The sequence below is a fragment of the Gordonia sp. DT101 genome (assembly GCF_049844895.1).
Classification (GTDB): domain Bacteria; phylum Actinomycetota; class Actinomycetes; order Mycobacteriales; family Mycobacteriaceae; genus Gordonia.
Genome location: NZ_JBNCLX010000003.1, coordinates 579,858 through 604,054 on the forward strand (window position 1 = coordinate 579,858; position 24,197 = coordinate 604,054).

General features: G+C 67.2%; 22 protein-coding genes and 1 tRNA gene. 13 read left to right on the forward strand and 10 right to left on the reverse strand.

Translation table 11 applies throughout. The annotated features are described in order from the left end of the window. Nucleotides 1-6: 6 nt before the first annotated feature. The 3 genes from ACLQ3I_RS13985 to ACLQ3I_RS13995 all read right to left on the reverse strand — a co-directional run bounded on the left by ACLQ3I_RS13985 (nt 7) and on the right by ACLQ3I_RS13995 (nt 2,840). The gene (locus ACLQ3I_RS13985) at nt 7-828 is read right to left on the reverse strand and encodes an SDR family oxidoreductase (RefSeq protein ID WP_425802528.1); all 822 of its coding nucleotides are present in this window, start codon (nt 826-828) and stop codon (nt 7-9) included. 37 nt (nt 829-865) lie between these two features. Further along, nucleotides 866-2,353, reverse strand: coding sequence for a hypothetical protein (locus ACLQ3I_RS13990; protein ID WP_425788822.1), 1,488 nt, complete (start codon nt 2,351-2,353; stop codon nt 866-868). A 414-nt stretch (nt 2,354-2,767) separates the two neighbouring features. Next, nucleotides 2,768-2,840 (reverse strand) — tRNA-Arg (locus ACLQ3I_RS13995). A gap of 414 nt (nt 2,841-3,254) precedes the next feature. Here ACLQ3I_RS13995 and ACLQ3I_RS14000 point away from each other — a divergent pair. The 3 genes from ACLQ3I_RS14000 to ACLQ3I_RS14010 all read left to right on the forward strand — a co-directional run bounded on the left by ACLQ3I_RS14000 (nt 3,255) and on the right by ACLQ3I_RS14010 (nt 6,186). Beyond that, nucleotides 3,255-3,992, forward strand: a complete 738-nt coding sequence (locus tag ACLQ3I_RS14000) for a DsbA family protein (protein WP_425788824.1) — start codon at nt 3,255-3,257, stop codon at nt 3,990-3,992. Nucleotides 3,993-3,996: 4 nt separating this feature from the next. Further along, complete coding sequence (locus ACLQ3I_RS14005; RefSeq protein ID WP_425788826.1) at nt 3,997-4,623, forward strand: vitamin K epoxide reductase family protein; 627 nt, start codon at nt 3,997-3,999, stop codon at nt 4,621-4,623. Nucleotides 4,624-4,686: 63 nt separating this feature from the next. Further along, nucleotides 4,687-6,186, forward strand: coding sequence for an MFS transporter (locus tag ACLQ3I_RS14010; protein WP_425788828.1), 1,500 nt, complete (start codon nt 4,687-4,689; stop codon nt 6,184-6,186). Nucleotides 6,187-6,194: 8 nt separating this feature from the next. On the opposite strand, the gene ACLQ3I_RS14015 is transcribed toward ACLQ3I_RS14010, so the two are convergent. Both ACLQ3I_RS14015 and ACLQ3I_RS14020 read right to left on the reverse strand, forming a co-directional pair. Beyond that, entirely contained in the window at nt 6,195-6,860 is a 666-nt protein-coding gene (locus tag ACLQ3I_RS14015; RefSeq protein ID WP_425788830.1) for a nitroreductase family protein, read from the reverse strand. A 44-nt stretch (nt 6,861-6,904) separates the two neighbouring features. After that, entirely contained in the window at nt 6,905-7,438 is a 534-nt protein-coding gene (locus ACLQ3I_RS14020) for a MarR family winged helix-turn-helix transcriptional regulator (RefSeq protein ID WP_425802531.1), read from the reverse strand. A gap of 61 nt (nt 7,439-7,499) precedes the next feature. On the opposite strand from ACLQ3I_RS14020, the gene ACLQ3I_RS14025 reads away from it, so the two are divergent. After that, complete coding sequence (locus ACLQ3I_RS14025; RefSeq protein WP_425788834.1) at nt 7,500-8,654, forward strand: FUSC family protein; 1,155 nt, start codon at nt 7,500-7,502, stop codon at nt 8,652-8,654. An 87-nt stretch (nt 8,655-8,741) separates the two neighbouring features. Here ACLQ3I_RS14025 and ACLQ3I_RS14030 read toward each other — a convergent pair whose 3' ends face one another. Continuing rightward, nucleotides 8,742-9,338 (reverse strand): TetR family transcriptional regulator, encoded by a 597-nt coding sequence (locus ACLQ3I_RS14030; RefSeq protein ID WP_425802534.1) that lies wholly within the window; start codon nt 9,336-9,338, stop codon nt 8,742-8,744. 101 nt (nt 9,339-9,439) lie between these two features. On the opposite strand from ACLQ3I_RS14030, the gene ACLQ3I_RS14035 reads away from it, so the two are divergent. After that, nucleotides 9,440-10,471, forward strand: coding sequence for an NAD(P)-dependent alcohol dehydrogenase (locus tag ACLQ3I_RS14035; protein WP_425802536.1), 1,032 nt, complete (start codon nt 9,440-9,442; stop codon nt 10,469-10,471). 206 nt (nt 10,472-10,677) lie between these two features. Next, nucleotides 10,678-12,849, forward strand: coding sequence for a glutamine synthetase III (locus tag ACLQ3I_RS14040; RefSeq protein WP_425802538.1), 2,172 nt, complete (start codon nt 10,678-10,680; stop codon nt 12,847-12,849). 318 nt (nt 12,850-13,167) lie between these two features. On the opposite strand, the gene ACLQ3I_RS14045 is transcribed toward ACLQ3I_RS14040, so the two are convergent. From ACLQ3I_RS14045 to ACLQ3I_RS14060, 4 genes are all read right to left on the reverse strand, one after another. After that, nucleotides 13,168-13,536, reverse strand: a complete 369-nt coding sequence (locus ACLQ3I_RS14045; protein WP_425788841.1) for a TraR/DksA family transcriptional regulator — start codon at nt 13,534-13,536, stop codon at nt 13,168-13,170. Between the two features lie 9 nt (nt 13,537-13,545). After that, nucleotides 13,546-15,180, reverse strand: a complete 1,635-nt coding sequence (locus tag ACLQ3I_RS14050) for a PucR family transcriptional regulator (protein ID WP_425802541.1) — start codon at nt 15,178-15,180, stop codon at nt 13,546-13,548. Nucleotides 15,181-15,245: 65 nt separating this feature from the next. Further along, nucleotides 15,246-15,947 carry a GntR family transcriptional regulator gene (locus tag ACLQ3I_RS14055; RefSeq protein WP_425802544.1) on the reverse strand — a complete coding sequence of 234 codons (702 nt, stop codon included), beginning with the start codon at nt 15,945-15,947 and terminating at the stop codon, nt 15,246-15,248. Beyond that, on the reverse strand, nt 15,944-16,504 hold the full coding sequence (locus ACLQ3I_RS14060) for an HD family phosphohydrolase (protein WP_425802547.1): 561 nt from the start codon (nt 16,502-16,504) through the stop codon (nt 15,944-15,946). The genes ACLQ3I_RS14055 and ACLQ3I_RS14060 overlap by 4 nt, the downstream gene beginning before the upstream one ends. 99 nt (nt 16,505-16,603) lie before the next feature. Here ACLQ3I_RS14060 and ACLQ3I_RS14065 point away from each other — a divergent pair, with 99 nt between their 5' ends. The 7 genes from ACLQ3I_RS14065 to pruA all read left to right on the forward strand — a co-directional run bounded on the left by ACLQ3I_RS14065 (nt 16,604) and on the right by pruA (nt 24,165). Further along, entirely contained in the window at nt 16,604-17,740 is a 1,137-nt protein-coding gene (locus ACLQ3I_RS14065) for a TIGR03364 family FAD-dependent oxidoreductase (protein ID WP_425802550.1), read from the forward strand. Between the two features lie 22 nt (nt 17,741-17,762). Then, on the forward strand, nt 17,763-18,446 hold the full coding sequence (locus tag ACLQ3I_RS14070; RefSeq protein WP_425802552.1) for a phosphonatase-like hydrolase: 684 nt from the start codon (nt 17,763-17,765) through the stop codon (nt 18,444-18,446). Nucleotides 18,447-18,523: 77 nt separating this feature from the next. After that, on the forward strand, nt 18,524-19,585 hold the full coding sequence (locus tag ACLQ3I_RS14075; protein ID WP_425802555.1) for a 2-aminoethylphosphonate ABC transporter substrate-binding protein: 1,062 nt from the start codon (nt 18,524-18,526) through the stop codon (nt 19,583-19,585). 1 nt (nt 19,586) lies between these two features. After that, the gene (locus ACLQ3I_RS14080; protein ID WP_425802558.1) at nt 19,587-20,744 is read left to right on the forward strand and encodes an ABC transporter ATP-binding protein; all 1,158 of its coding nucleotides are present in this window, start codon (nt 19,587-19,589) and stop codon (nt 20,742-20,744) included. Continuing rightward, nucleotides 20,741-21,634, forward strand: a complete 894-nt coding sequence (locus tag ACLQ3I_RS14085; RefSeq protein WP_425802561.1) for a 2-aminoethylphosphonate ABC transporter permease subunit — start codon at nt 20,741-20,743, stop codon at nt 21,632-21,634. The genes ACLQ3I_RS14080 and ACLQ3I_RS14085 overlap by 4 nt, the downstream gene beginning before the upstream one ends. Continuing rightward, the gene (locus tag ACLQ3I_RS14090) at nt 21,634-22,431 is read left to right on the forward strand and encodes an ABC transporter permease (protein WP_425802564.1); all 798 of its coding nucleotides are present in this window, start codon (nt 21,634-21,636) and stop codon (nt 22,429-22,431) included. The genes ACLQ3I_RS14085 and ACLQ3I_RS14090 overlap by 1 nt, the downstream gene beginning before the upstream one ends. A gap of 87 nt (nt 22,432-22,518) precedes the next feature. Next, nucleotides 22,519-24,165 (forward strand): L-glutamate gamma-semialdehyde dehydrogenase, encoded by a 1,647-nt coding sequence (pruA, locus tag ACLQ3I_RS14095; protein ID WP_425802567.1) that lies wholly within the window; start codon nt 22,519-22,521, stop codon nt 24,163-24,165. Nucleotides 24,166-24,197: the final 32 nt, after the last annotated feature.

Sequence of the window (24,197 nt, forward strand, 5' to 3'; positions counted from 1 at the left end):
TGGCTGTCAGATCCGCACCTTGGGCAAACCATGTATGCGCGCGGTCATGTCCAGCATCGCCTGGCGGGTCATCAGCCGCCGTAGCGCGAAGACGATCGCGGCTCGATTCCCCTTGGCGTAGAACGGCTTCGGATGCTCGACCAGAGCTGCGTCGACGATGACCGAGGCCATCGCCGTGGCATCGATGCCGGCGTCCTCGTTCTTGCGGGTGGCCGCCGCGAGGACCTCGTATTCGCGACGATAGGGCGAGTCGTCGCCGATGTGGATGCTGCGTCGATCCCCGATCCCGGTGGCGATGGTCCCGGGCTCCACCGAGATCATCCGGATCCCGTAGGGCGCGACCTCCCGCCGGGTGGCCAATGCGAAGGCCTTGAGCGCGGATTTCGTTGCGGCATAATTTGATCGAAAGGCAACCGGGAAGCTGGAGAGCATGGAACCGACCATCACCACGGTCCCGGTGCCACGGCCCCGCATCCCCGGCAACACCGCCTTGGTGAGCGCCACCGGTCCGAACACGTTGGCGGCGAACAGATCCTCGATCGCAGCCATCGAGGTGTCCTCGAGTGCACCCGCCTGGCTCTCGCCCGCGTTGTTGATCAGCACGTCGACCGCGCCGATCTCGTCGACACAATCGATCGCGCTCTGATAGTCGGCGTTGTCGAGGCGTACGTACCGAACTCCGGGAACCGGGTCTGCCACGGCCGCCGGTCGGCGGCTGGTGCCGTACACCGTGTGTCCGCGCTCGACGAAGAGCCGGGCCACCTCGGCCCCGATCCCACTCGAGGCGCCGGTGACGAGAACGACCTTGGAACCTGATGCAGCAGCCACCGACATACCGTAGCGTGCCGGCCTCAAGGCGCAGTGCTCAGTCCGGCACCGCTTTCGAGAAGCTCGCGGACTCGGCAGCGGACTCCGACGCGAACCAGACCTCGGGGTCGATCTCGGCGTACGAGGGCTGATCCGGTGTGTAGTAGACGCCGTCGGCAGCGCTCACCTTGACCGGGTACCCCTCGGGGGCCTGCTTCGGATCGTCGAGCGGGAGATGCGCGCCCACCGGCACGGGCTCGCGCTGACCGTTCGCGACGTAGTAGCCGACCCCGTCACCGTGGCCGTGCGCCGACCCGTCGACCACCGACCCATCGGCCACCGCGGCCACGGTCTCCTCGTCGGCAGTGTCGGCCTCTGGATTCTCGGCAGCGGCTTCCTCGGCAGCAGCTTCCTCGGCAGCAGCTTCCTCGGCAGCAGCTTCCTCGGCAGCGGCTTCCTCGGCAGCGCTGTCGACGACAGCTCCCTCTCCTGAATCCGTCGTGGGTATGTCGGCATCGTCGGCGTCCGGCGCCTCACCTTCTCGTCGCGCCCCGATCGCCGCACCGGCTGCCACTGCCCCGCCGGCCGCTGCGGCGACACCGGCTGTCGCACCGAGATGTGTCGACGGCGTTCCGGTGGCACCTTCGGTGGCATCGGACTCGTCGACGGCAGCGTCCGGGGCGGTCGCCGCCGAAACATCATCCGTGCGCACATCGGGTGTCTTCGGTCCCCGTGCCTTGCGGAACAGCCAGATCAGGAAGAGCCCGACCAGGATCAGCAGGAACGGGATGAGCAGCCACCACCAGGACGACCCGTCGGTGTCGGAGTCCGCCGTGTTCGTGTCGTCGGCGGCTGTCGCGTCACCTCGGGAGTCCGTCATACCCGGGATGCTCGACCCGGCGAGCTGTTGTGCCCAGCTCGCCTCGGGTGCACTCGTCCACGCTCCGGTCGATCTGTTGTACGTCAAGGTGCCGTTGGCGAACTCCTGGGTCATGACATCGCCGGAGGTCGTCATGTCCGCGGTCGGCGCACCCAAGGTGGCGCCGAGCTTGTCGGTGGCCACCGTGAACGGTCCCCGTACCACCCAGGAACCACCGCTCGGCGTCCAGTAGATCTTCGGCTGATCGGCGGCTGCGAATGACGCACCGCGACCGGTCGGGCGATAGTCCGCCGGGCCTTCGCTCTCGCTGGGAAAGCCCAGACTGCCGGTGGGGCCGCCCTCGTCGGTGTACTTGGACAGGATGCCGCCGTAGAGAACTCGCGCACCGTGCTCGGGAGACCAGAACACCGTGCCGTTGGCGAACTCCTGTTCGAAGCCGCCCCCGACCGCCGTCAGATCACCGTCCTCGGCACCGAGTCCGGTGTCGGCCTGACCGCGATCCGCGTCGCCCGCGCTGATCTGCTGTTCCAGGTCGGCTATCGCGGCCTGTGCGTCACTCTGCGGATCGGCGCCCGCGTGCGGCGCGAGCAGCACCGCTACGCCGGCCGCCGCGATGAAACCGACTACGAGACCACCGAGCCTCGCACGTGTGTGTGATGTGGCCATTGCCTTCCTCGACCTCGCCTCACTCGAACTCGTTGTCATCGACCTGGTTGTCATCGAAACGGCGAAAAAATCCACCCAAAACAACAATTTGCCTCAATGACGCACATAGCACATGACAATCCGAGAAAGTGATCGCCGAAAGTACCCGGATTGCGATCTCGAAACCTCCGAAAAGAGACCCCGCAGGTAGAGGGCACCGACGCCCATCAGGCGACGCAAAACAATCAATTTTTCCGTCAGATCAAGAATGTACGGCGGCGGTATCGGTGAATCATGATCGCCGGTCGACCCCGGTGAGTCGGCGATGTGCGATCGGGGTCTTCGGTCGACTTCTCGAGCCGAACAAGTGCGCCCGCGTAGATCTGTCAAACACAGTGGGCGCACATCGGCCGGAGGCCGGCAGGGATGTCACGGTGCCCCAGGCAGGATTCGAACCTGCGACCCTTCCTTTAGGAGAGGAATGCTCTATCCCCTGAGCTACTGAGGCGGGACCGACGGTGTTGTCGAGGCGACCGCCCGCTGCGGGCTTCTTCCTCGACGTTCGTGCCGGTCACGGTCCGGTGAGCCGCTCGGGGCCGATCGGACCCTTGGAGTCTACGACACGGCGTTCCCGGCGGATCGGCACGGTTTCGGCGGGTCGAGGCCCCCACTTCGGCAGGTCCGGGCCCCACGACGAACCGCCCCGGGCGCGCACCGGCAGCTCCTTACCGTCTTCACAGACCGACTCCGTTAGAGTGACGGCGTGGCAGCGACCCCGGATCCCGACATCACGCCACCCGCGCGCCTGGCCGCGGGGGCGAACGGATCACGGGAGGCGCCCCTCATGGCCGTCGACGATTCCGATGTGCGTCAGATCGGCTGAAATCGAAAACGGCGTTGCGTACCGACCCCCGGAGGAACTGTGAGTCAATCGTCCCGCAAACCGATCGTCGACCCGCGTCAGGCGGAGCGACGACGCTCGATCCTCATCCGGGTCGGCGCCGTCGTGGTGCTGATCGCCGTGGCCGTGGCCGTGGGTTTGTGGGCGGTGATGTCCAACGAGTCGGACACCGGTAGCGGGTCACAGGTGAGTGTCGCCACCGACACGGGCGCATTCCGGGTCACCAAGGCGCCTGCCGGCACCCAGCCCAAGGCCGTCCTCACCGTCATCGAGGACTTCCAGTGCCCGGCCTGCCGGCAATTCGAGGAATCGTTCGGCGCGACCGTCGCCGAGCTCCGCGAGAACCCACAGGTGGCCGTCGACTACCACCCGATCGCGATCCTCGACCACTCCTCGAGCACGCAGTACTCGACGCGCTCGGCGAACGCCTCGGCCTGCGTCGCGGAGTCCACCGCGGGCGGCGGCGACTTCGGGGTGTGGCAGAAATTCCACGATCTGCTCTACCAGCGTCAGCCCGAGGAAGGCGGCGCAGGACTGCCCGACAGCGAGCTCAACAGCATCGCCAAGGAGGCCGGCGCGTCCAACGTCAACTCCTGCATCACCGACGGCCAGTTCAAGGACTGGGTCACCCAGCAGACCCAGGACGTCACGAAGACCGGCGTGAACTCGACACCGACGGTGCGGTTGAACGGCCAGGACCTCCAGCTCACCACCCCGGAGGACCTGAAGGCACGCGTCGAGCAAGCGCTGGCGGGATAACCCGATGACGGACGGGTCGCAACCGGTCGACACCGCGGAAGCCGCCGAGCCGGAAGTCCGGGGCGCACGAGTCGGCCTCGGGACGGTCCCGGCGGTCGTCCTGCTGATCGCCGGCGCACTCGGTCTGCTCGCCGCGTTCACCTTGTCGGTCGAGCGGTACAAGCTCTTCCTGGACCCGTCCTACCGACCCAGTTGCAGCATCAACCCGGTGCTTTCCTGCGGGTCGGTGATGGTGACCGATCAGGCCGCGTTCTTCGGTTTTCCCAACCCGTACATCGGCATTGCCGCCTTCGCGGTGGTCGTGGTCATCGGCGTTCAGTCCATCGCCCGCATCGACCTGCCACGGTGGTTCTGGGCGGGCCTCGCGCTGGGATCCGCGGCTGGCGTCGTGTTCATCCACTATCTGATCTTCCAGAGCCTCTACCGGATTCACGCCCTGTGCCCCTACTGCATGGTCGTCTGGGTGATCACGCCGATCATCCTGATCCTCGCCATCGGGCGGTCCCTCGGCGAGGCACCCTGGGCCCGGGTCGTCCGGTCGTGGCTGTGGCCGCTGCTCGTCGTCTGGTACGCCATCGTGATCGTGGCGATCGGTGTGGAGTTCTGGGACTACTGGTCGACGCTGATCTGATCGCATCGCGGCCCTCCGGCCCGCGATTTGACCGCCGCCGACGGTTCCGACAATCCTCGGATCATGCCGAACCGTGGTCGATCGCGTCCGTCAGGTCGCGACAGGTCGCCCACACCGCCCACGGGTAGCTGGCGCGAACTCTTCGCCCGCGAGCACCGGGCCGCGGTGGCGGTGTTCGCCGGCGGTATCGCCGTGTTCGCCATCAACACCTATCTGACCGCCGCCTCCCTGCCGAGTGCGGTGGCCGACATCGGCGGTCAACGTCTCTACGCGTGGGTGATGACCGTTTTCCTGATCACCTCGGTCTTCTCGTCGATGCTCGTCACCCGCACGCTCACCCGATGGGGTGCACGCAACGCATACCTGATCGCCTTCGCCACCTTCGGTGTCGGCTCCCTCGTCTGCGCGCTGACCCCGACGATGCCGATCATGTTGGGCGGCAGAGCCATCCAGGGATTGGGTGGCGGACTCCTGACCGGGTTGGCGTTCGCGGTCATCCGCCTGGCACTGCCCGAGCGTCTCTGGGTTCGTGCGGTCGGCCTGACCTCCGCGATGTGGGGGGTCGGCAATCTCATCGGGCCCGTCCTCGGCGGCCTCTTCGCCCAGGTCGGGTTCTGGCGGGGGTCGTTCTGGCTTCTGGCGCTGGCCACCGCGATCATCACCGCTCTCGCGCTGCGAGCCCTCCCGGCACGTGCGCGCGACGACCCCGATCCGACGCCCCTCCCCATCGTGTCGCTCATCCTGCTGGTCGGAGCCACCGTCGCGGTCTCGGTGGCCGGCGTGATCGACGGCACCCGGACGGTGAGCATCCTGGTCGCGGTGGCGATCGTGACCGCCCTGGGATTCGTGCTGGCCGACAGACGAAGCCGGGTCGGACTGCTCCCCCGGCTCACCTACACCGCGCGCAACCCGTTGAAATGGATCTACGTCTCGATCGCCGTCCTGGCCATCGGATCGACCTCGGAGGCGTTCATCCCGCTGTTCGGTCAGCAGATCGCCGGGATGGAACCGCTCGTCGCCGGCATGCTCGGCGCTGCGCTGTCCTGGGGTTGGTCCACCGCGCAGATCGCGAGCACGACGTGGGCGCACGGCCGACGGGCAACGGCCGTACGGATCGCCGGTCCCGCTGTCCTGTCCGTCGGTCTCGCGACCTATGGGCTGCTGCAGTTCACGGCGAGCAGTGCGGTGATCGTCGGATGGTTCATCGCGCTGTTCATCGCAGGTACCGGCATCGGCATGGCCTTCCCGCACATCGCGACGGCGGCGATGACCATCACCACGGACGAGAACGAGGCGGCACGCGCCTCGGCGGGCGTGAACACCGTGCAGATGGTTGCGAACACCTTCGGCTCGGCCACCGCCGGACTCCTCGTGAGCATCGGTGCCGCTGTCGGCGCGGCGGGAGACCCCGAGGTCACCTCGGCACGGTTCCTCACCTTCGGGTTCGCCGCGTTGGCGATGGCAGGCGTCGGCGCTGCCGTCGTGTCCGTCCGGCAGTCGCGGCCGACCGACTCCACAGGTCCTACCGACCCGACTGCGGCCACCGGGATCCGCCGTGCCTGATCCGACGGTCAGGGCGTCAGCGGCGGCCCGTCGAAGCGCTCGAGCGTGACGAACTCACCGACCGGCTGACGACGCAACTTGGTGAGCTGACGCACCGGCCGTCCCATCGGGATCACCGCGGCAATCGCGTATGTCCCGGGCAACCCCAACATCTCCCGAACCTGATCCTCGGCCAGCACCGCCATCGAGGTGATGGTGCCGCCGTAGCCTTCCTGACGGGCGCCGAGCAGGATGTTCCACACCAGCGGATAGACCGACGCGCCGCTGACCACGCCCACCCGATCCAGATCCTGATCGATGGCCGCCACCATCGACAGATCCACCGAGACCACCAGCACCACAGGAGCTGTCCGGATGGGTTCGACGAAACTGTCCGGCACCGCGGTCGTATCGATCACGTCCTGTGGGACGGCCGTGGGGTGTACCGGATTCCACGGGCTCTCGCCGGCATTCCGCTGCGCGACATAGCGACGCACCGTCGGCTTCCCCAGCTCGCTCAGCTTCTGCTTCGTGTCGGTGTCGCGCACCACGACGATGTGCGCGCCCTGCCGGTTACCTCCGCTCGGCGCGAACCGCGCGTTGTCGAGGATGCGCCAGAGCACCTCGTCGGGCAACGGGTCGTCGGTGAACTCGCGAGCGGCGAACGTGGCACGCATGACGTCGTTCAACTCCATGGAGCCCACTATGCCCCTCACGGCACCCCGGGAGGACGGCCACCTCAGCCACCGACCGTCGCCGAGACCTTGCGCAGGAGGGTGGCGAGCATCTCCCGTTCGGCCGGGTCGAGGCCCGACAGTGCGTGTTCGTCGTCGGCGAGGCGGCGCGGCAACTCGGCTTCCACGAGAGCCCGGCCGTCGGCGGTCGGTTCCAGCAGGACCACCCGCCCGTCGCGTTCGGATTTACGTCGTTCCAGCAGACCCCGCCGCGAGAGACTCTCGGTGATCTTGGTGATCGACGCGCCGCTGAGCAGGGTCGTCGACACGACATCACTCGCGCGCAGGGGTCGATCCGAGCGCGCCAGCGCGCCGAGCACGTCGTACTCCGATCGGGTGACGCCGTGTGGTTCGAGATGCCGGTCGAGCCGGTGACTGCTGACGGTCGCGATGTGTTGGATACGGCCGAGCACCCCGATCGGGCCAACGTCGAACTGTGGGTACGCCTGCGCCCATTCCTGCTGGATGCGGTCGACGAGATCGGGCGTGTCCGGGGTGCGGTCGGCCCGCTGCGTTCCCGGCGCTGGTGGGGTGCTCACGTCCACATGGTAGGTCCGCGCGTTTTATTTTACTAATAAAACAGTGCTAAAGTACCTCTCCATGAGCACCGGCACCCTGGGCGACCACGTCCGTCATCGGCAGTCCGCCCTCGTTCATGCCGTGCACCCCTCGGTGTGGCGGTCCTCTGTCTCGACCTTCGACATGAGTCGGGCCGGTGTCGCGGCCCCGATCCGGGTCGGCATCGCGGTCGCCATCGTCCTGGTGGTGAGTGGACTACTCGGATGTCGCGACGTCGCAGGCTTCGCCGCACTGGGGGCAGTGACGTCGGCGTTCTGTCGCCCGGATCCGTACCGCGTGCGGGTGGGGCGCCTCGGCGTGCTGGGCATCGGGATCGTCGCAGCAGTCGGGATCGGCGCAGCCCTCGGATTGACCGATGCGTCGATCACGGTGCAGATCGCAACGATCTCAATCCTGGGAGGCTGCGCGGCACTGCTCGTCGGCACCTTGCGCATGGCCGGACCCGGCGCGATCATCTTCGTCTTCGCGGCCACCGGCTCGATGGGATTTGTCGACAGTGCCTCAGATCTGCGCCGCACCCTGACCGCAACGGTCATCGGCGCCGTCTGTGGCGCGGTGGCCTCCCTGGCGCCGTGGCTCCTGCGAGGCACGTGGTCGCGCATCCGCCCGACGCAGCTGCGCCCTACCACCGACAACACGCCGGTTCAGTACGAATCGCTCTGGACCACCCTGACTCGTCGACCTCGGCACGATCTGGTGGCCAACAGTCTGCGGATCGTCGTGGCGATGGCGGCCAGCGCAGCCATCGCCACGGCCGCCGGACTCTCCCATCCGATGTGGGCCGCGATGGGCGCCATCGCCGCCATGCAGGGCGTGTCGTATCACGTCACCGTTCAGCGGGGAGTGCAGCGGTTGCTCGGCAACGTCGGCGGCGCGATCATCGCCGTCGTGCTACTGGGCCTCGGTATCAACTATTGGGGCGCCGTGGTCGTCATCGTCATCTGTCAGTTGGCGGCGGAGATCACCGCTCCCGTCAACTATGCGGTCGCGTCGGTGGCGGTGACGCCGATGGCCCTGCTCCTGACCGGGCTCAGCGCCGACCTCCCGCCGTCTGCCGCCCTCGACCGGGTGACCGACACGCTGATCGGTGTCGTGATCGGGATCGTGGTCGCCGCTCTGACGATCACGGCGCCCGACGTCGGGCGCCTTCGACAGCCGGCGAAGATCTCGACATGAGCGGAAGGAACGTGACTCATCGCAACGTGAGTCACCCACGCCGAAGAGTTCGATGAACCGCAGCACAGGATGTTCCCCGCCGACCGTTCAGCCGTTGGCGGCCGTTGTCAGTGCCGCTGTGACAGTCTGGCGAAGCAGAGCGCGGCGACGGTCATGCACGTCGCGCGGCTCCTGGGCAGTCGCTGCATAGACATTGCTGACCGGCGACCATGCCATGGACATGGCGATGACCATGGCCATCACGTCGAACGGGTCACCCGGTCGCACGATGCCGGCGGCCTGCGCTTCGGCGATGGCGCGCAGTTTGTGGTCGTCCAAACGGTCGGCGTCGTCGACGAGGTGACCGGCGGGGCGTCGTTCCAGGCGCGCCCAGGTGGCCAAACGGATGAGGTCCGGGCGGCGGAGGTACTCGTCGTAGAGGCGCACGGCCCAGTCCGGGAGGTCGGTGGCATCGATGGGGACAACGTTCGTGATCCGCTCCAGTGACCCGAAAAAGGTGGCGTCGAACAGGCCCTGCTTGTTGCCGAAATAGCCATAGAGCTGCGCCTTGTTCGTGTGTGCACCCGCCACGATCCGCTCGATGCGGGCCCCGGCGATCCCGTGCTCCGCGAACTCACGCGTTGCCACCTCGAGGATCCGCTCACGTGTCGCGGCGCCACGGGCGGTGCGAGGCCGGTCGGTCATGGTCATGACGCTAGCAACAGAACAGTTTGTCTATTTCAGACGCTGCTATTCTGAAATAGACCGAACAGTCTGTTTATATTGGAGGCGCAGTGAGAACGACGGTGGGATGGCAAGCGGACGAGACCACACGGCGACTGGTGCGGAAGCCGCTGCAGCGGCGAGCCCTGCGCCCCGACGACGTCGCGGTGCGGGTGGACTACTGCGGGGTCTGCCACACCGACCTGCACGCCGTCCGCGACCATCGCGGCGGGTCGGACACACCCCTCGTACCGGGGCACGAGTTCACCGGCACGGTCACGGAGCTCGGACGCGACGTCACTCGATTCTCGGTCGGCGACCCGGTCGCGGTCGGCAACATCGTCGACTCGTGCGGGGTGTGCGCCATGTGCCGGGCCGGTCAGGAGAATTTCTGCCACGAGTTCCCGACTCTGACCTATGGCGGCACCGACCGTCACGACGGATCGACCACGCTGGGCGGCTACTCCCGCGAATATGTCGTCCGCGACCGATTCGCCTACCACCTACCGGCAGGTCTCGACCCGGCCGCCACGGCGCCTCTGCTCTGCGCCGGGATCACCGTCTGGGAGCCGCTGCGCACCCTCGGTGTGGGATCCGGCACGCGCGTGGCCGTGGCCGGCCTGGGCGGGCTGGGCCATCTCGCCGTCAAACTGGCCGTCGCGCTCGGTGCCGAGACCTCCGTGATCAGCCGATCGAAAGACAAAGCCGCCGACGCATCTCGACTCGGCGCCCACGATCTGGTCATCTCCACCGACGCCACCCACATGGCGGCCGCCCAGAATCGGTTCGACGTACTCATCGACACCATCTCCGCTCCCCACGACCTCGGGCCCTACCTCCGCTTGGTCGCCATGGACGGCACGCTCAGTCACCTCGGGTACCTCGGACCGGTCACCGTCCAGACCACCGACCTGCTGGTGGGGCGCAAGAAATTGAGTTCGGCAGGCAGCGGGGGCCGACCCGCGACCGAAGCCATGCTGGAATTCTGCGCCGTCCATGACATCACCGCCGACGCGGAGGTTCTGCCATCGGCGCAAGTGAACAACGCCCTCGACCGGCTGGCACGCAACGACGTCCGCTACCGGTTCGTACTCGACATGTCCGATCTGCCCTGACGCACGCGTCTACGCGTCCGCCGTCAGCGCCCCACGGCCGTGATCCCGTGCGGAGTTCACATTGGTGACGCCTGTTTTCACGCACGTCACACAGGGGAAACGACCCGGGTACGTCCTGCTCATAGCGTCGTATCGCTTGCACCACCACGAAACGTCCTCGATGCACTCCCGACGCCGAGGACGAGGTGACGATCCCAGGAGCGACAATGAGTGGCAGCATGTCCCGCCGTCAAGCCATCGAGGCAGTGACGAACTACTCGGTGGAAACCGATGGATTCCCGGAACCGTTGGCAGACACCTTCGGGCGCAACGTCTTCACTTTGTCTGCGATGAAGGCCCGCCTGCCCAAGCACGTCTTCAAGGCGGTCTCGGCGACCATCGACAAGGGTGCGCCGCTCGACCCCACCATGGCCGACTACGTCGCATCGGCCATGAAGGACTGGGCGATCGAGAAGGGCGCGTCGCACTACGCCCATGTCTTCTATCCGCTCACGGGCTTCACCGCGGAGAAGCACGACTCGTTCCTCGAACCCGACGGCTCGGGAGCCTCCTTGGCCGAGTTCCAGGGCAAGACGCTGCTACAGGGCGAGCCCGACGCCTCGAGCTTCCCCAACGGCGGTCTGCGTGGCACCTTCGAGGCCCGCGGGTACACCGGCTGGGATGTGACCAGCCCGGCCTACATCATGGAGAACCCCAACGGGAATACGCTCTGCATCCCCACGATCTTCATCTCGTGGACCGGTGAGGCGCTGGACAAGAAGACCCCGTTGCTACGCAGCCAGCAGGCGATGAGCAAGCAGGCCATGCGAGTGCTGAAGTTGTTCGGCCACGCCGAGGTCGACACCGTCGTTTCGTACGCCGGCGCCGAGCAGGAGTACTTCCTCATCGACCGTCACTTCTACTTCGCCAGGCCCGACCTGATGACCACGAACCGAACCCTGTTCGGCGACAATCCTTCCAAGGGACAGGAGTTCGACGATCACTACTTCGGGGCCATCCCCGATCGCGTACTGGCCTTCATGATCGAGCTCGACCGGGAGTTGTTCAAACAGGGCATCCCCGCGAAGACTCGTCACAACGAGGTGGCCCCCGGACAATTCGAGCTCGCACCGGTCTTCGAGAAGTCCAACCTCGCCCACGACCACCAGCAGCTGATGATGACGACGATGAAGAACGTCGCGGAGCGGTACGGCATGGTCTGTCTGCTCCACGAGAAGCCGTTCGCCGGGGTCAACGGCTCCGGAAAACACGTCAACTTCTCGCTCGGCAACAACAATCAGGGCAACCTGCTCAACCCGGGCGACACCCCACACGAGAACGAGCAGTTCCTGGTGTTCTGCGCGGCCATCATCCGTGGCGTGCACAAGTTCGGCGGACTGCTCCGCGCTTCCATCGCCTCGGCGTCCAACGATCACCGCCTCGGCGCGAACGAGGCACCGCCGGCCATCATCTCGATCTTCCTCGGCGAGCAGTTGATGGACGTCTTCGACCAGATTGCCAAGGGCGGCGCCAAGGCCAGCAAGGAAACCGGCGTGCTGGAACTCGGCGTCGACACCTTGCCACCACTCAAGGCGGACGCCGGCGACCGCAACCGGACGAGCCCGTTCGCCTTCACCGGCAACCGTTTCGAGTTCCGCGCCCCGGGTTCCAACCAGTCGATCGCCGATCCAATGATCGCCATCAACGCCATGTTGGCCGAATCTCTGGGCTACGTCGCGAACTTCCTCGAGAAGGAGCTCGCCGAGGGCGTGGAGTTCGATGCCGCGGTGCAGAAGGTGCTCGAAGGCATCATCGTCGAGCACGGCAAGGTGGTGTTCAACGGCAACGGCTACTCCGACGAATGGCAGGAGGAGGCGGCGGCGCGAGGCCTGCTCAACCTGCGCACCACCGTCGACGCGATGGCGCAGTACGACGAGCCCGCGATCCAGGAGGTCATGAGCGCGTACGGAATCCTGAGCAATCGTGAGCTGAAGGCACGCAAGGAGGTCGTGCTGGAGCAGTACTCACTCGCGCTCCTGGTGGAAGCCAAGGAGACCCTGGAGATCGCCAAGACGATGATCCTCCCTGCCGCCAACCGCTACCAGGGAGAACTCGCCGGCACCGCGGCCAGTCTGAAGGCCGCCGGTGTCGAGACCGACCACCCGGTCCTGATGTCGGTGACCAAGAGCACCAAGGATCTCTACGCCGCGATGCTGACGCTCGAGGAGGCCATCGGTGGCTTTCACGCCGACAGCGTCGAGGGCGAGGCCGAGTACGCGCTGAAGGCGCTGATCCCCGCGATGGTCGATGTCCGGACCGTCGCGGACAAGCTCGAGAGCATCGTCGCCGACGATCTCTGGCCCCTACCGACCTACCACGAGATGCTCACCATCCTCTGAGCTCGTCGACTTGTGACAGTGCCCGCCGGAACTTCACCGGTGGGCACTGTCGTCTCCCCGCCCGCCGACAGCAACCGGTTTCCCGCCGACGGCAACCCATTTAGCGCCGACGGCAACCCATTTCGTGCCGACGGCAACCCCGATATCGCGCGAGTGGGAGGCCGTGGCGCGACCATCACGCACAACCATGCCGTCAGGCCGCTCGTTCGCCCAACCGCTACGGTGCTGTCGGCGCTAAACGGGTTGCTGTCGGCGCAGATTCGGTTGCTGTCGGCGGGATCGAGGTTGCTGTCGGCGGGAAATGGGTTGCTGTCGAGATCACCAACGTCGGGCGGAATTACGCGCCGCGCAGGCGATGCAGTGCCGCGCGGCAGGCAGCGCGTCGAGACGCTCCGAGCCGATCGGCTCACCGCAGCTCTCGCAGCGGCCGTAGGTCCCGTGATCGAGGCGGCCGAACGCCGCATCGATCTCCTCGAGCCGCACCCGCGATCTGTCCAGTTGCGCGACGAGTTGTCCGCGCTCGACGGCGAGTGTCGTGCCTTCGGGGTCGTGCTCGTCGTCGGAGCTGGAATCCGCAGTGGCCTCGATGACCGACTCCAATCGGGCCGACAAGGACTCGATGAGCGCCAGCGTGGAGGCACGGTCGGCGCTCAGCGCTGCCCGAGCGCCGTCGGGTTCAGTGACCATCTGGACACCTCACCGTGCCGCCGCGCCGGCACGCAACGACAGCGCGACGACGAGCCTGGTCGCCGGGTCGTCGAGGTCCATCCCGGTGAGCTCCTGCAGCCGACGGATCCGATACCGCAGGGTGTTCGGGTGGATGTGCAAAGTCGTTGCTGCCGAGCGTACATCGCCGAACCGGTCGAGGTACACGCGTAACGACGAGGTGAACTCGCTGCCGGTGCGCTCGTCCGTCTCGGCGAGCTCGACGACCCGGGTGTCCATCAGTTCCGGGTTCGCGGTGAGGTGGGCGACGATCTCGCCGAGGAGAACGCCCGTCTGCGATTCGCCGACCGTGGTCACATCGGCGATCAGCTCTCCTTCGCGTTCGGCGGCGTCGAGGACGCGATCGACCTGGGCGCGCAGCGCAGGCACCGACGCGAGACCATCCTCCGGACCGGCGATCACGGCCCGTAGCGCGACGCCGAACTGGCGTTCCGCCGCCGCGACCACCGATCTCCCCCAGGTGCGGGTCGCGTCGGGATCCACTTGCGGGAGTATGACGTACGCGCGAGATCCGATCGTGGACGTCACCGACAGTGGACTGAACGCGCTCGCGTGCAAGGTGAGTGCCGACACCTCCCCGCCCCCCTGGAGCACCGCGGCCGGGCCCTCGTCGTCGTCTGCCGCGGCGAAACCGGCGACCGTCATCGGGAGGTCGACAGCGATACCGAGCTGCGCGCCGAGGTAATCCGCGTCGACGATCTCCCCCCGCGCACCCAGGAGACGCCGGACCACGTCGTCGTGGACGGTGCCCGCGGTCTTGCGTCGCGAGATCATCCGTGCGGCAACGGCCGACGCCCCGGCAAGCACCTCGTCGGTGTCGATGGTCAACGCCGTGCGTCCTTGCTGGAGCCATACGACACCGAGGAACTCTCCCGGTCCGTCCGCCGCGGGCCTGCGGATGCCGATGGCGCGCCGGGGGCGCAGCGCCAGATCGGCCCGCTCGTCGACGACGACCACGTCCGTGCCGGTCCGTACCGCGTCCATCACCCCCCACTGCCGCAGCCAGGCGAGCATCTCCGGTGGCCCTTCGCGTCCGAGGATCGAGAGCCGACGCAACTCGTCGGCCTCGTCCCCGGCGCTGCTGTAGGCGAGGACGTGGGACCGCTCGTCCTCGATGCTGACCAGTCCGCCGGTTCGCCGGGCGACCTCGCCCGCCAGTTCGAAGAGATCGCCGATCGCCCCGGATCGCATCGACTCACCTGCCATACCGGAGCCGGGCCCGGGCGCGCCCTCCAGGACGCGCATGACCAGATGATAGATCCGCTCCCAGCGCGCATGGGGATCGATCGCGATGACGGCGACGCCGGTCGTCTCGGCACGTTCGACGACACGCTCGGACGGCGCCTTGCAGAGGATGGCCACCGGCCGCTGCGCGCCGAGACCCGACAGCCACGTGAGCACGGCGTCGTCGGGGACGCCGACGAACAGGAACAGTTCGGCGCCTCGGGCCGCGCGGCCCAGGCCGAGGAGGATGTCGTCGACGTCGAGGAGTGCCGCCGACGACAGACGCTGGTCCAGGCCGCTCGGAGCGCCGACCAGGTTCGCCACCGTGCTGTCGAGGGCGAGGAGCAGTTGACCGAGGGATACGCCCGCAGGTGTGGTCATACGGCCAATTATCGCCCTACACATTGTGTGATCGGACAGGTTCCCGATGACTCGGCGCGAATCGATCAGCGATGCAACACGGCCGCAAACGCGACCCGGTCGCCACGGTAGAGCGACCGCACCACCTCGATGGGCATCCCGTCGACATCGAGCGAGCGCCGGCGGAGCAGCATCATCGGCATGAGGGTCGTCGTCTCCAGTAGATCGGCCTCCCGTGGGGAAGCCAGCGCGGTCTCGATGCGCTCCTCGGCACTGGCGAACTCGACGCCTTCCGCACGTATTGCGGCGTATAGCGACGTCTGCGGGTCGAAGGTCGCCGCGAAGTCGCCGAATCTCGCTTGGGCGAGATAAGTGCTCTCCAGACCCAGCTTGACGCCGTCCGCCAGCAATACCCGTTCGAGGTGCATCACCGGCGAACCCGGCGCGATACCCAGCGCCTCACACATCGACTCATCACCAACGATGTCCTCGAAGGTCACCAGAATGCGTCCCGGCACCCGTCCGTGTTCCTTCGCCCCCTCGGTGTAGGACCGTAATGACAACGGCTGCACCAATTTCGGCGACGACACCACGGTCCGACGACCACGCCTCTCGATCCGTCCTTCGACGAGCAGATCCTGCAACGCCTGCCGCACCGTCTCCCGCGCGACCGAGAACTGCTCGGCGAGCGCACGTTCGGGCGGAACGGCGTCACCCTCGTCGAGGGCGGACACCATTCGCTCGAGCTCGGTCCGGACCCGGTAGTACTTGCGGGGTTCGACGGTCACCATGGCACTCCCCTCGGCCGCCGCTCGACCGCCGATCGATCGGCAATTCTCCCCGCCAGGATGCCGATTTCGCCGATCTCCATGCCGGGTGCCCCGACAACCTTTGCGGCGTCGTCGTATCGACGCAACCGGACGGCATCGGGCCACCACGGGTGCGCCGTCCACGCAGCATCGACACCCCCGGCTCCGCCCTGGTGCGCCAGCGAATCCACCGAGGTCTCGGAAAGTCCGGCGGCATAGCCGGATTCGGTGTCCGCAAGAAATCGCTTCGCCGCGACGTGCGCCCCGGCCAGCCAGCCCACCCGCGCCCCGAAGCGGGGAGCCAGCCATTCACGGGCGATCCGGTCGTGTGGCTCCGGCCCGGGCAGGAGCGGGCTCCGGCCGACATCGTGGAGAACCGCGGCGAGGACCAGCTCGTCGGACGCGCCGTCGACCCGTGCATGCCATCCGGCCTGCATCGCGTGGTCGAACTCGTCGACGGTCGGCTCATCCCAGACGCCACGCAGGGATCGGAGCACAGCGGTCACCTCAGCAGCGGCCTCGGAGGAAGACGACATGTACCCGAGCATAGCGTTTCTGGTCTAGACCAAAAGTTCACCGAGTGTTTCCACGGAGGATCCTGTTTGGTCTAGACCAAAGATTGCACACTGGTCCGCATGAAGATCATCGTCATCGGCGGCGGAATCCTGGGCACCGCCCACGCCTGGTCGGCGGTCGTTCGCGGGCACCGGGTGGTGCAGATCGAACGCGAACGCGAGGCGCGTGGCGCCACGGTCCGCAACTTCGGTCTCGTGTGGGTCTCCGGGCGCGCACCGGGCGAACTCGCTGCGGCGCAACGGTCCCGCGATCTCTGGGAGAAGATCGGGACCGAGGTATCCGGGATCGGGTTCCGACCGTGTGGGTCACTCACGCTGGTCCGGAGCGCCGCGGAGCTCGCCGTGGCCGAAGACGTGTCCACCCGGCCCGACGCCGCCGATCGCGGCTTCACCCTGCTCGACCCGGAAGCCGTGCGACGGATCAATCCCGCGCTGCGTGGCGACTTCCGCGCCGGGCTGCACTGTTCTCGTGACGGTGCAGTCGAGTCCCGCATCGCGCTACCCGCTCTCCGATCCCATCTGGCCGGTACCGGTCGATACGATTTCGTGCCCGGACGCGAGGTCCGGTCGGTCGAATCGGCAGAGTCCGGCGTGTCGGTGCGCGACGACCACGGCACGACTCATCGTGGCGACGCGGTCATCCACTGTCCGGGCGCGTCACACGGTGGCCTCACCCGTGAACTGCTCGGTTCGGCGCCGCCGGTCCGACGCGTCCGCCTGCAGATGATGCAGACCGCTCCACTCGGCGAGGAACTGACCACCGCCATCGCCGACGCCGACAGTTTCCGGTACTACCCGGGTTTCGCCGGCGACGCACTCGAGGTGCTCACCGCAAACCAATCCCAGGTTCCGGTCGCGGCCGAGCACCACATGCAGTTGCTCTGCGTGCAACGGCTCGACGGCGGTCTGACGATCGGCGACACCCACGAGTACGACGACGACGCCGTGTTCGGATTCGATGTCGACGAGGGGCCTTACGAGCATCTCCGGCAGGTCGTCGAATCCCTGCTCGGACGGCCGCTGCCCGGCATCGCCCGCCGGTGGTCGGGCGTCTATTCACAATGCCTCGACCCGGCCGCGATCGCATTCCGGGAGCAGGTGTCGCCCGGCGTCTGGGTGGTCACCGGTCCCGGCGGCCGTGGGATGACGCTCGGCCCCGCCATCGGCGAGCAGACCGCCGACCTGATGAACCTCTGAGCCCGACTCGAAAGGTATTCCCTTGTCCGACCTGAAGATCCGCCTGGCCGCAGTCGACATGGCAGGCACCACAGTCGCCGACGACGGCCTCGTGCTGGCCGCCTTCGATGCGGCGGCCGAGGCCGCCGGGCTCCCCGCGGAGGGCCCTGGCCACCAACGGGCGCGCCAGTACGTGGTCGACACGATGGGCCAGTCCAAGATCGTCGTCTTCCGCCATCTGGTCGGCGGTGACGAAGTGCGTGCCCAACTCGCCAACACGGCATTCGAGAATGCCTACGCCTCATCGCTTTCCGATGGCGGCGTGCGGGAGATCGGCGGAGCCGCCGACACCATCGAATTATTGCGTACCGCCGGGATCAAGGTCGCACTGACCACCGGCTTCAGTGCCGAGACACAGCGGCGGCTGCTGACCGCGCTCGGCTGGGTAGACCTCGCGGACCTCGCGGTCGCACCGTCGGCCACCCTCCGCGGCCGCCCGTTCCCGGACATGATCCTGTCCGCGGTGATCGACCTGCGGATCGACGATGTCCGCCAGGTCGCGGTCCTCGGCGACACCGCCAACGACATCACGTGCGGCATCCGAGCAGGCGCCGAGATCGTGGCAGGCGCCCTCACCGGCGCCCACGACGAAACGCGCCTGAACGCGGCCGGCGCCACCCACATCGTCGACTCCGTGAGCCAGTTCGGCGAGCTGCTCACCCATTGATCCAGCCCCGGGACCGCACGCAACGGCGCGTCGGCCCCCGATCACCTCAACCTCATCACCCGAATGAAGGAAACAGCATGCGCCTCTCCGTCTTTCGACGTGGCACCTGGCGTGCCGCGGTTCTCGCCCTGGCCACGGCCACCGTCGCCGTCACCGCCGCCTGTGGCGGTACCGGAACCTCCGAGTCCGGCGACAAGAGCATCACCGTTTACACCGCCGACGGGCTCGGAAGCTGGTACAAGACCGAGTTCGACACCTTCCGGCAGCAGACCGGGATCTCGGTCAACATCGTGGAAGCCGGTTCGGGAGAGGTGGTGTCGCGCGTCCAGAAGGAGCAGTCCAATCCGCAGGCAGACCTGCTGGTCACCTTGCCGCCGTTCATCCAGAAGGCGGCGGGCGAGGGCCTACTCGCCGACAGCGGAGTGGACACCACGGCGGTGGACAAGGCCGACAAGGACGCCGGCGGCAAGTATGTCGCCATCGTCGACAACTACCTGTCGTTCATCGCGAATCCGTCGGCGACGCCCGCGCCGAAGACCTGGGACGACCTCCTCGCACCGCGATTCACGGACAAGATCCAGTACTCCACACCCGGCCAAGCCGGTGACGGCACCGCGGTTCTGCTCCTGCTGCAACACCTCATGGGCGATCAGGCCGCCCTCGACTACCTCGCGAAATTGCAGGTCAATAACGTCGGTCCGTCGAGCTCGACCGGTAAGCTCCAGCCCAAGGTCAGCAATGGTGAACTGATGGTCGCCAACGGCGACGTGCAGATGAACCTGGCATCGATCCGCGACGACGGGTCGAAGTTCAACCTGTTCTTCCCCGCCATGCCCGACGGGTCGCGGACCACCGTGTCACTGCCCTACTTCGCGGGCATCACCAAGGGAGCGCCGCACGCCGACAACGCCCAGAAGCTCCTCGAGTTCCTGCTCTCGAAGGACGTCCAACAGACCGTGGGCACCCAGGCGCTCGGTGTCTCGGTGCGCACCGACGTGACGCCGCCGGCTCCCGACGGCACCACCCCGACCCCGTCCGAGGTGATCAAGGGGGTCACCGTGTGGAACCCCGATTGGAACTCGGTACTCACGTCGCTCGATGCCGACGTCTCCGCGTATCAGAAGTCCACCGGGAGTTGAGATGTCCAACCCGTTGACGACCCCGACCGCACGCGCGTCCGTCACTGTCGCCCCGGCGCAGCCGAGCATCGCCTTCGACCGCGTGACCGTCACCTACGGGCGCGGTGAGAAGTCCACCGACGCCCTGCTCGACTTCACCTTGCGGGTCGAGCGCGGTGAGACGATCGCTCTGCTCGGGCCGAGCGGATCGGGTAAGTCGACGGCGCTCAAGGCGCTGGCCGGATTCGTGCGGCCCAGCGCCGGACGGGTCCGGCTGTCGGGCCGGGACGTGACCGATCTGCCACCCGCCAAACGCGGCATCGGTGTCGTGGTGCAGTCATACGCGTTGTTCCCGCATATGCGGGTACGTGACAATGTCGCGTTCGGCCTGAAGGCGCGCCGGATGCCCAAAGCGCGGATCACCGAACGGGTCTCGGACGCCCTCGCGATGGTCAGCATGTCGGATTACGCGTCCCGACTGCCCCGTGAGCTCTCCGGCGGACAACAGCAGCGAGTGGCGATCGCCAGGGCGCTGGCGATCCGGCCCGATGTGCTGCTTCTCGACGAACCGCTCGCCGCACTCGACGCGGCGTTGCGCCAGTCCATGGTGATCGAGCTGCAACGACTGCGGGATGCGCTGCCCGACACGACGATGCTGTACGTGACGCACGACCAGTCCGAGGCGCTGGCGCTCGCGTCCCGGGTTGCGGTGATGCGGGACGCGCAACTCGTCGACATCGGTACCGCGGATGAGTTGTGGTCGCGCCCTCCCAGCAGCTTCACGGCGGGTTTCCTCGGCGGTGCGAACCTCATCGGCTGCACCGTGGGCCGGGTGTCGGGTACCACGGCGCTGGTCTCGGTGGGCGACAAGATGTTCACCGCGAGCGCACCGGCGCCTGCGCGGCGTTGGGCGCCCGGGACCAGTGCATCGCTGTGCATCCGTCCACACGAATTGGAGGTGACCGCCTTGTGGGCCGCCGGCTCACTGGCCGCCCGGGTGACCGGGTCCGTGTGGCGTGGCGCGACGACACGGCTCACGCTCGCCGTCGACGGGCTGCCCGATCAGCTCCTCGAGGCCGATGTGACCGGTCGGGCGGACCATCCGACCGAATCGCGTGTCGGTGTCAGGTTTCCGAGCCCCACCGGCGTGCTGGTGGAGGCCGCGGGGACGGCACGATGAGCACGAGTCATGTTCTGGCGCGGACGCCGCCGATCGAACAGGCTGATCTGCAGCCGAATACGTCTCCGAACCGGTGGCGTCCGGCGGCCTGGGTCGCGCCGCCCCTGCTGATCGTCCTCGTGATCGCGGTCTACCCGCTGGTCCGTGTGCTGACCGAGTCGGCAGGCGGCACCGGTCAGAGCACCTGGCGAGCCGTGCTGAGCAGTGAGATCTTCCGACGCGCACTCGCGACGACGGCACAGATCGCGGTCTGCTCGACCGTCGGTTGCCTCATACTCGGCACGTTCCTCGCGATCGTGCTGGCCTTCGTTCCCTTCCCGGGTTCCACCGTCGTGGCGCGCCTGATCGACACGGTGCTCGCGCTGCCGTCGTTTCTCATCACGCTCGCGTTCACGTTTCTGTACGGGAGTGCGGGTGCGGTGAATGCGGCCATCTTCGAGGTCACGGGGAACCGGCCGTTGAATTTCCTCGCGACGCCGGCCGGGGTCATCGCCGCCGAGATCACCTTCTTCACACCGTTCGTCGTCCGCCCGTTGCTCGCGTCGTTCACCGTGATGTCGAGGGATCAACTCGATGTCGCCGCCAGCCTGGGCGCGTCGCCGTGGCGTGTGCTGCGCACCGTGGTCATGCCCGAGGCGGTGCCCTCGCTGTTGGCCGGCGGCAGCCTGGTATTGCTGTTGACGCTCAACGAGTTCGGCATCGTGCTGTTCACCGGCGCGAAAGATGTGGTGACGCTGCCGATGCTCGTGTACACACGCGGAATCGTCTCCTTCGACCTACCCGGAGCTGCCGTGATCGCGACCGTGCAGGTGCTCCTGTCTCTGATCCTCTACGGCGCGTACCGGCTCGTGTTCGCGCGGATGACGACGAGCCGGCGAGGAGACCACTGATGTTGTTCTGGACTCGACGGGGCCGGGCGGTGGTGTGGACGTTGTTCGCCGTGGTGGTCCTGGTGGTGTTCGTCGCGCCGATCGCCACCGTCGTGGTGGCCGGTTTCGCGGGATCCTGGACGGGACCGCTGCCGTCGGATCTCGGCCTCGCACACTTCGGCGACGCACTCGCCGGCGACAACGTCGCCAGTCTGTCGGTGAGCCTGCAGACCGCGTTCATCGCCGGCACGCTGGCGCTGATCCTGGGTACGTGGGCCGCGATCGCGGCGCGCGAGGCAAGCGGGCCGGTCGGCAGGGTCGTGGACGCGGTGTTCCACCTGCCGATCGCGGTACCGTCGGTCGCCATCGGCCTCGGGTTACTGATCAGTTTCAACGAGAAGCCGCTGCTGCTCGGCGGGACGAAGTGGATCGTGATCGTCGCCCACACGGTGTTGGTGCTGGCGTTCGCCTTCAGCGCCGTCTCGGCCGCCCTGGAGCGACTCGATCCGGCGTATCGACAGGCCGCGGAATCGCTCGGGGCAGGACCGTTTCGGGTCATGACGAGGGTGACGCTGCCACTCCTGTTACCCGCCCTGGGCGCGGCGGCGGGCCTGGCGGTGGCCTTGTCGATGGGTGAGTTGGGCGCAACGGTGATGGTCTACCCGGCGACCTGGAAGACCCTCCCGGTGACGATCTTCGGTCTGTCCGACCGTGGTCAGGTGTTCTCCGCGGCGGCCTGCACGTCGGTGCTGCTTGCAGCGACGCTGATCTCGTTGGCGCTGCTCGGCAGAATCAGGTCCCGGGCCGTGGTGCGATGACCGCGTTGTCCTGATCGACAAAGGCCGCCGTATTCGATTTGCCGATCGGACATATCGTCCCGGGTTCTGGGGTGCTGAACTGCTGGTATGGATGCCATCACCACACCCCCGCGCCCGTCGAACGAGCCGGTCCACACCTATGCACCCGGAACACCCGAGCGGACCCGGATCACCGACGAGCTCACCCGGCAGTCCTCGGCGGGACCGATGGAGCTCCCGCATGTCATCGGCGGCTACGAGCTGCACGGCAGCGGCGAGCGCATCGATGTGGTCCAGCCGCACGCACATCGAGAGGTGTTGGGCACCATCTGCAATGCGACCCACGAGGACGGTGAGGCGGCAGTCACCGCGGCACGGACAGCCGCGCCCGCGTGGGCGGCGACCTCCTTCGACGATCGCGCGGCCGTCCTCCTGCGTGCCGCCGACCTGCTGAGCGGCCCGTGGCGGGAGCGGATGGCCGCTGCGACCATGCTCGCTCAGTCGAAATCGGTGCAGCAGGCCGAGATAGACGCGCCGTGCGAACTCATCGACTTCTGGCGGTTCAACGTCTCGTTCGCCCGGGAGATACTCGCAGAGCAACCGATCTCCTCGCCGGGGGTGTGGAATCGGATCGACCATCGCGCGCTGGATGGATTCGTCTACGCCATCACCCCGTTCAACTTCACCGCGATCGCCGGAAACCTGCCGACCGCCCCGATGCTGATGGGCGACACAGTCATCTGGAAGCCGTCACCAACACAGGCCTACGCCGCCCACCTGACAATGCAATTGCTCAGGGCCGCAGGACTTCCGGACGGTGTGATCAACCTGGTTCACGGCGATGGTGTCGAGTTGTCCGAGGTGGTGCTCGCCGATGAACATCTCGCGGGTATCCACTTCACCGGTTCGACGAGCACGTTCCAGCACCTGTGGCGTGAGGTGGGTACGAATATCGACCGGTACCGGAACTATCCGCGAATCGTCGGCGAGACCGGTGGCAAGGACTTCATCGTGGCGCATGCGTCGGCCGATCCCGATGTCCTGCGCACCGCGCTGATCCGCGGCGCGTTCGAGTACCAGGGCCAGAAGTGTTCGGCCGCGTCCCGCGCGTACATCGCACGGTCGGTGTGGGAGCGCATGGGCGACGACTTCCTTGCGGAGGCAGATCAGCTGTCCTACGGGGACATCCGCGATCTGGGGAACTTCGGCGGTGCACTGATCGACCGCCGCGCCTACGACAAGAATGTCGCCGCGATCGACCGCGCCAAGACCGTCCCGACCATGACGGTGGCCGTCGGCGGTGAGTGCGACGACAGTGAGGGATTTTTCGTCCGCCCGACAGTGCTGCTGTCCGACGACCCCTACGACGAGGCGTTCTCCACCGAGTATTTCGGACCCGTGCTGTCGGTCCATGTCTACGAGGACGACGACTTCGAACACACCCTGGGGCTGGTGGATTCGACCGCGAGATATGCCCTGACCGGCGCGGTGATCGCCACCGACCTCGCCGCTGTCGCGACCGCGTCCGATCTGCTGCGCCAGGCGGCCGGCAACTTCTACGTCAACGACAAGCCCACCGGCGCCGTCGTGGGGCAGCAACCCTTCGGTGGCGCGCGCGCATCAGGCACCAACGACAAGGCGGGCTCGAAGGCCAATCTGATGCGCTGGACCTCCACCCGGACCATCAAGGAGACCTTCGTGCCGCCCACCGCATCCGCGTACCCCCACATGACGGCATCCCAGCCCGTCGAGTAGCCACACCCCAACCGCCCGTCGAGTAGCCACAC

Bases quoted from the DNA above. Each gene is read 5' to 3' on its own strand.
- ACLQ3I_RS13990 (WP_425788822.1), bottom strand. From the start codon at position 2,353: ATGGCCACATCACACACACGTGCGAGGCTCGGTGGTCTCGTAGTCGGT.
- ACLQ3I_RS14005 (WP_425788826.1), top strand. From the start codon at position 3,997: ATGACGGACGGGTCGCAACCGGTCGACACCGCGGAAGCCGCCGAGCCG.
- ACLQ3I_RS14010 (WP_425788828.1), top strand. From the start codon at position 4,687: ATGCCGAACCGTGGTCGATCGCGTCCGTCAGGTCGCGACAGGTCGCCC.
- ACLQ3I_RS14015 (WP_425788830.1), bottom strand. From the start codon at position 6,860: ATGGAGTTGAACGACGTCATGCGTGCCACGTTCGCCGCTCGCGAGTTC.
- ACLQ3I_RS14025 (WP_425788834.1), top strand. From the start codon at position 7,500: ATGAGCACCGGCACCCTGGGCGACCACGTCCGTCATCGGCAGTCCGCC.
- ACLQ3I_RS14030 (WP_425802534.1), bottom strand. From the start codon at position 9,338: ATGACCGACCGGCCTCGCACCGCCCGTGGCGCCGCGACACGTGAGCGG.
- ACLQ3I_RS14040 (WP_425802538.1), top strand. From the start codon at position 10,678: ATGAGTGGCAGCATGTCCCGCCGTCAAGCCATCGAGGCAGTGACGAAC.
- ACLQ3I_RS14045 (WP_425788841.1), bottom strand. From the start codon at position 13,536: ATGGTCACTGAACCCGACGGCGCTCGGGCAGCGCTGAGCGCCGACCGT.
- ACLQ3I_RS14050 (WP_425802541.1), bottom strand. From the start codon at position 15,180: ATGACCACACCTGCGGGCGTATCCCTCGGTCAACTGCTCCTCGCCCTC.
- ACLQ3I_RS14060 (WP_425802547.1), bottom strand. From the start codon at position 16,504: ATGTCGTCTTCCTCCGAGGCCGCTGCTGAGGTGACCGCTGTGCTCCGA.
- ACLQ3I_RS14065 (WP_425802550.1), top strand. From the start codon at position 16,604: ATGAAGATCATCGTCATCGGCGGCGGAATCCTGGGCACCGCCCACGCC.
- ACLQ3I_RS14075 (WP_425802555.1), top strand. From the start codon at position 18,524: ATGCGCCTCTCCGTCTTTCGACGTGGCACCTGGCGTGCCGCGGTTCTC.
- ACLQ3I_RS14080 (WP_425802558.1), top strand. From the start codon at position 19,587: ATGTCCAACCCGTTGACGACCCCGACCGCACGCGCGTCCGTCACTGTC.
- ACLQ3I_RS14085 (WP_425802561.1), top strand. From the start codon at position 20,741: ATGAGCACGAGTCATGTTCTGGCGCGGACGCCGCCGATCGAACAGGCT.
- ACLQ3I_RS14090 (WP_425802564.1), top strand. From the start codon at position 21,634: ATGTTGTTCTGGACTCGACGGGGCCGGGCGGTGGTGTGGACGTTGTTC.
- pruA (WP_425802567.1), top strand. From the start codon at position 22,519: ATGGATGCCATCACCACACCCCCGCGCCCGTCGAACGAGCCGGTCCAC.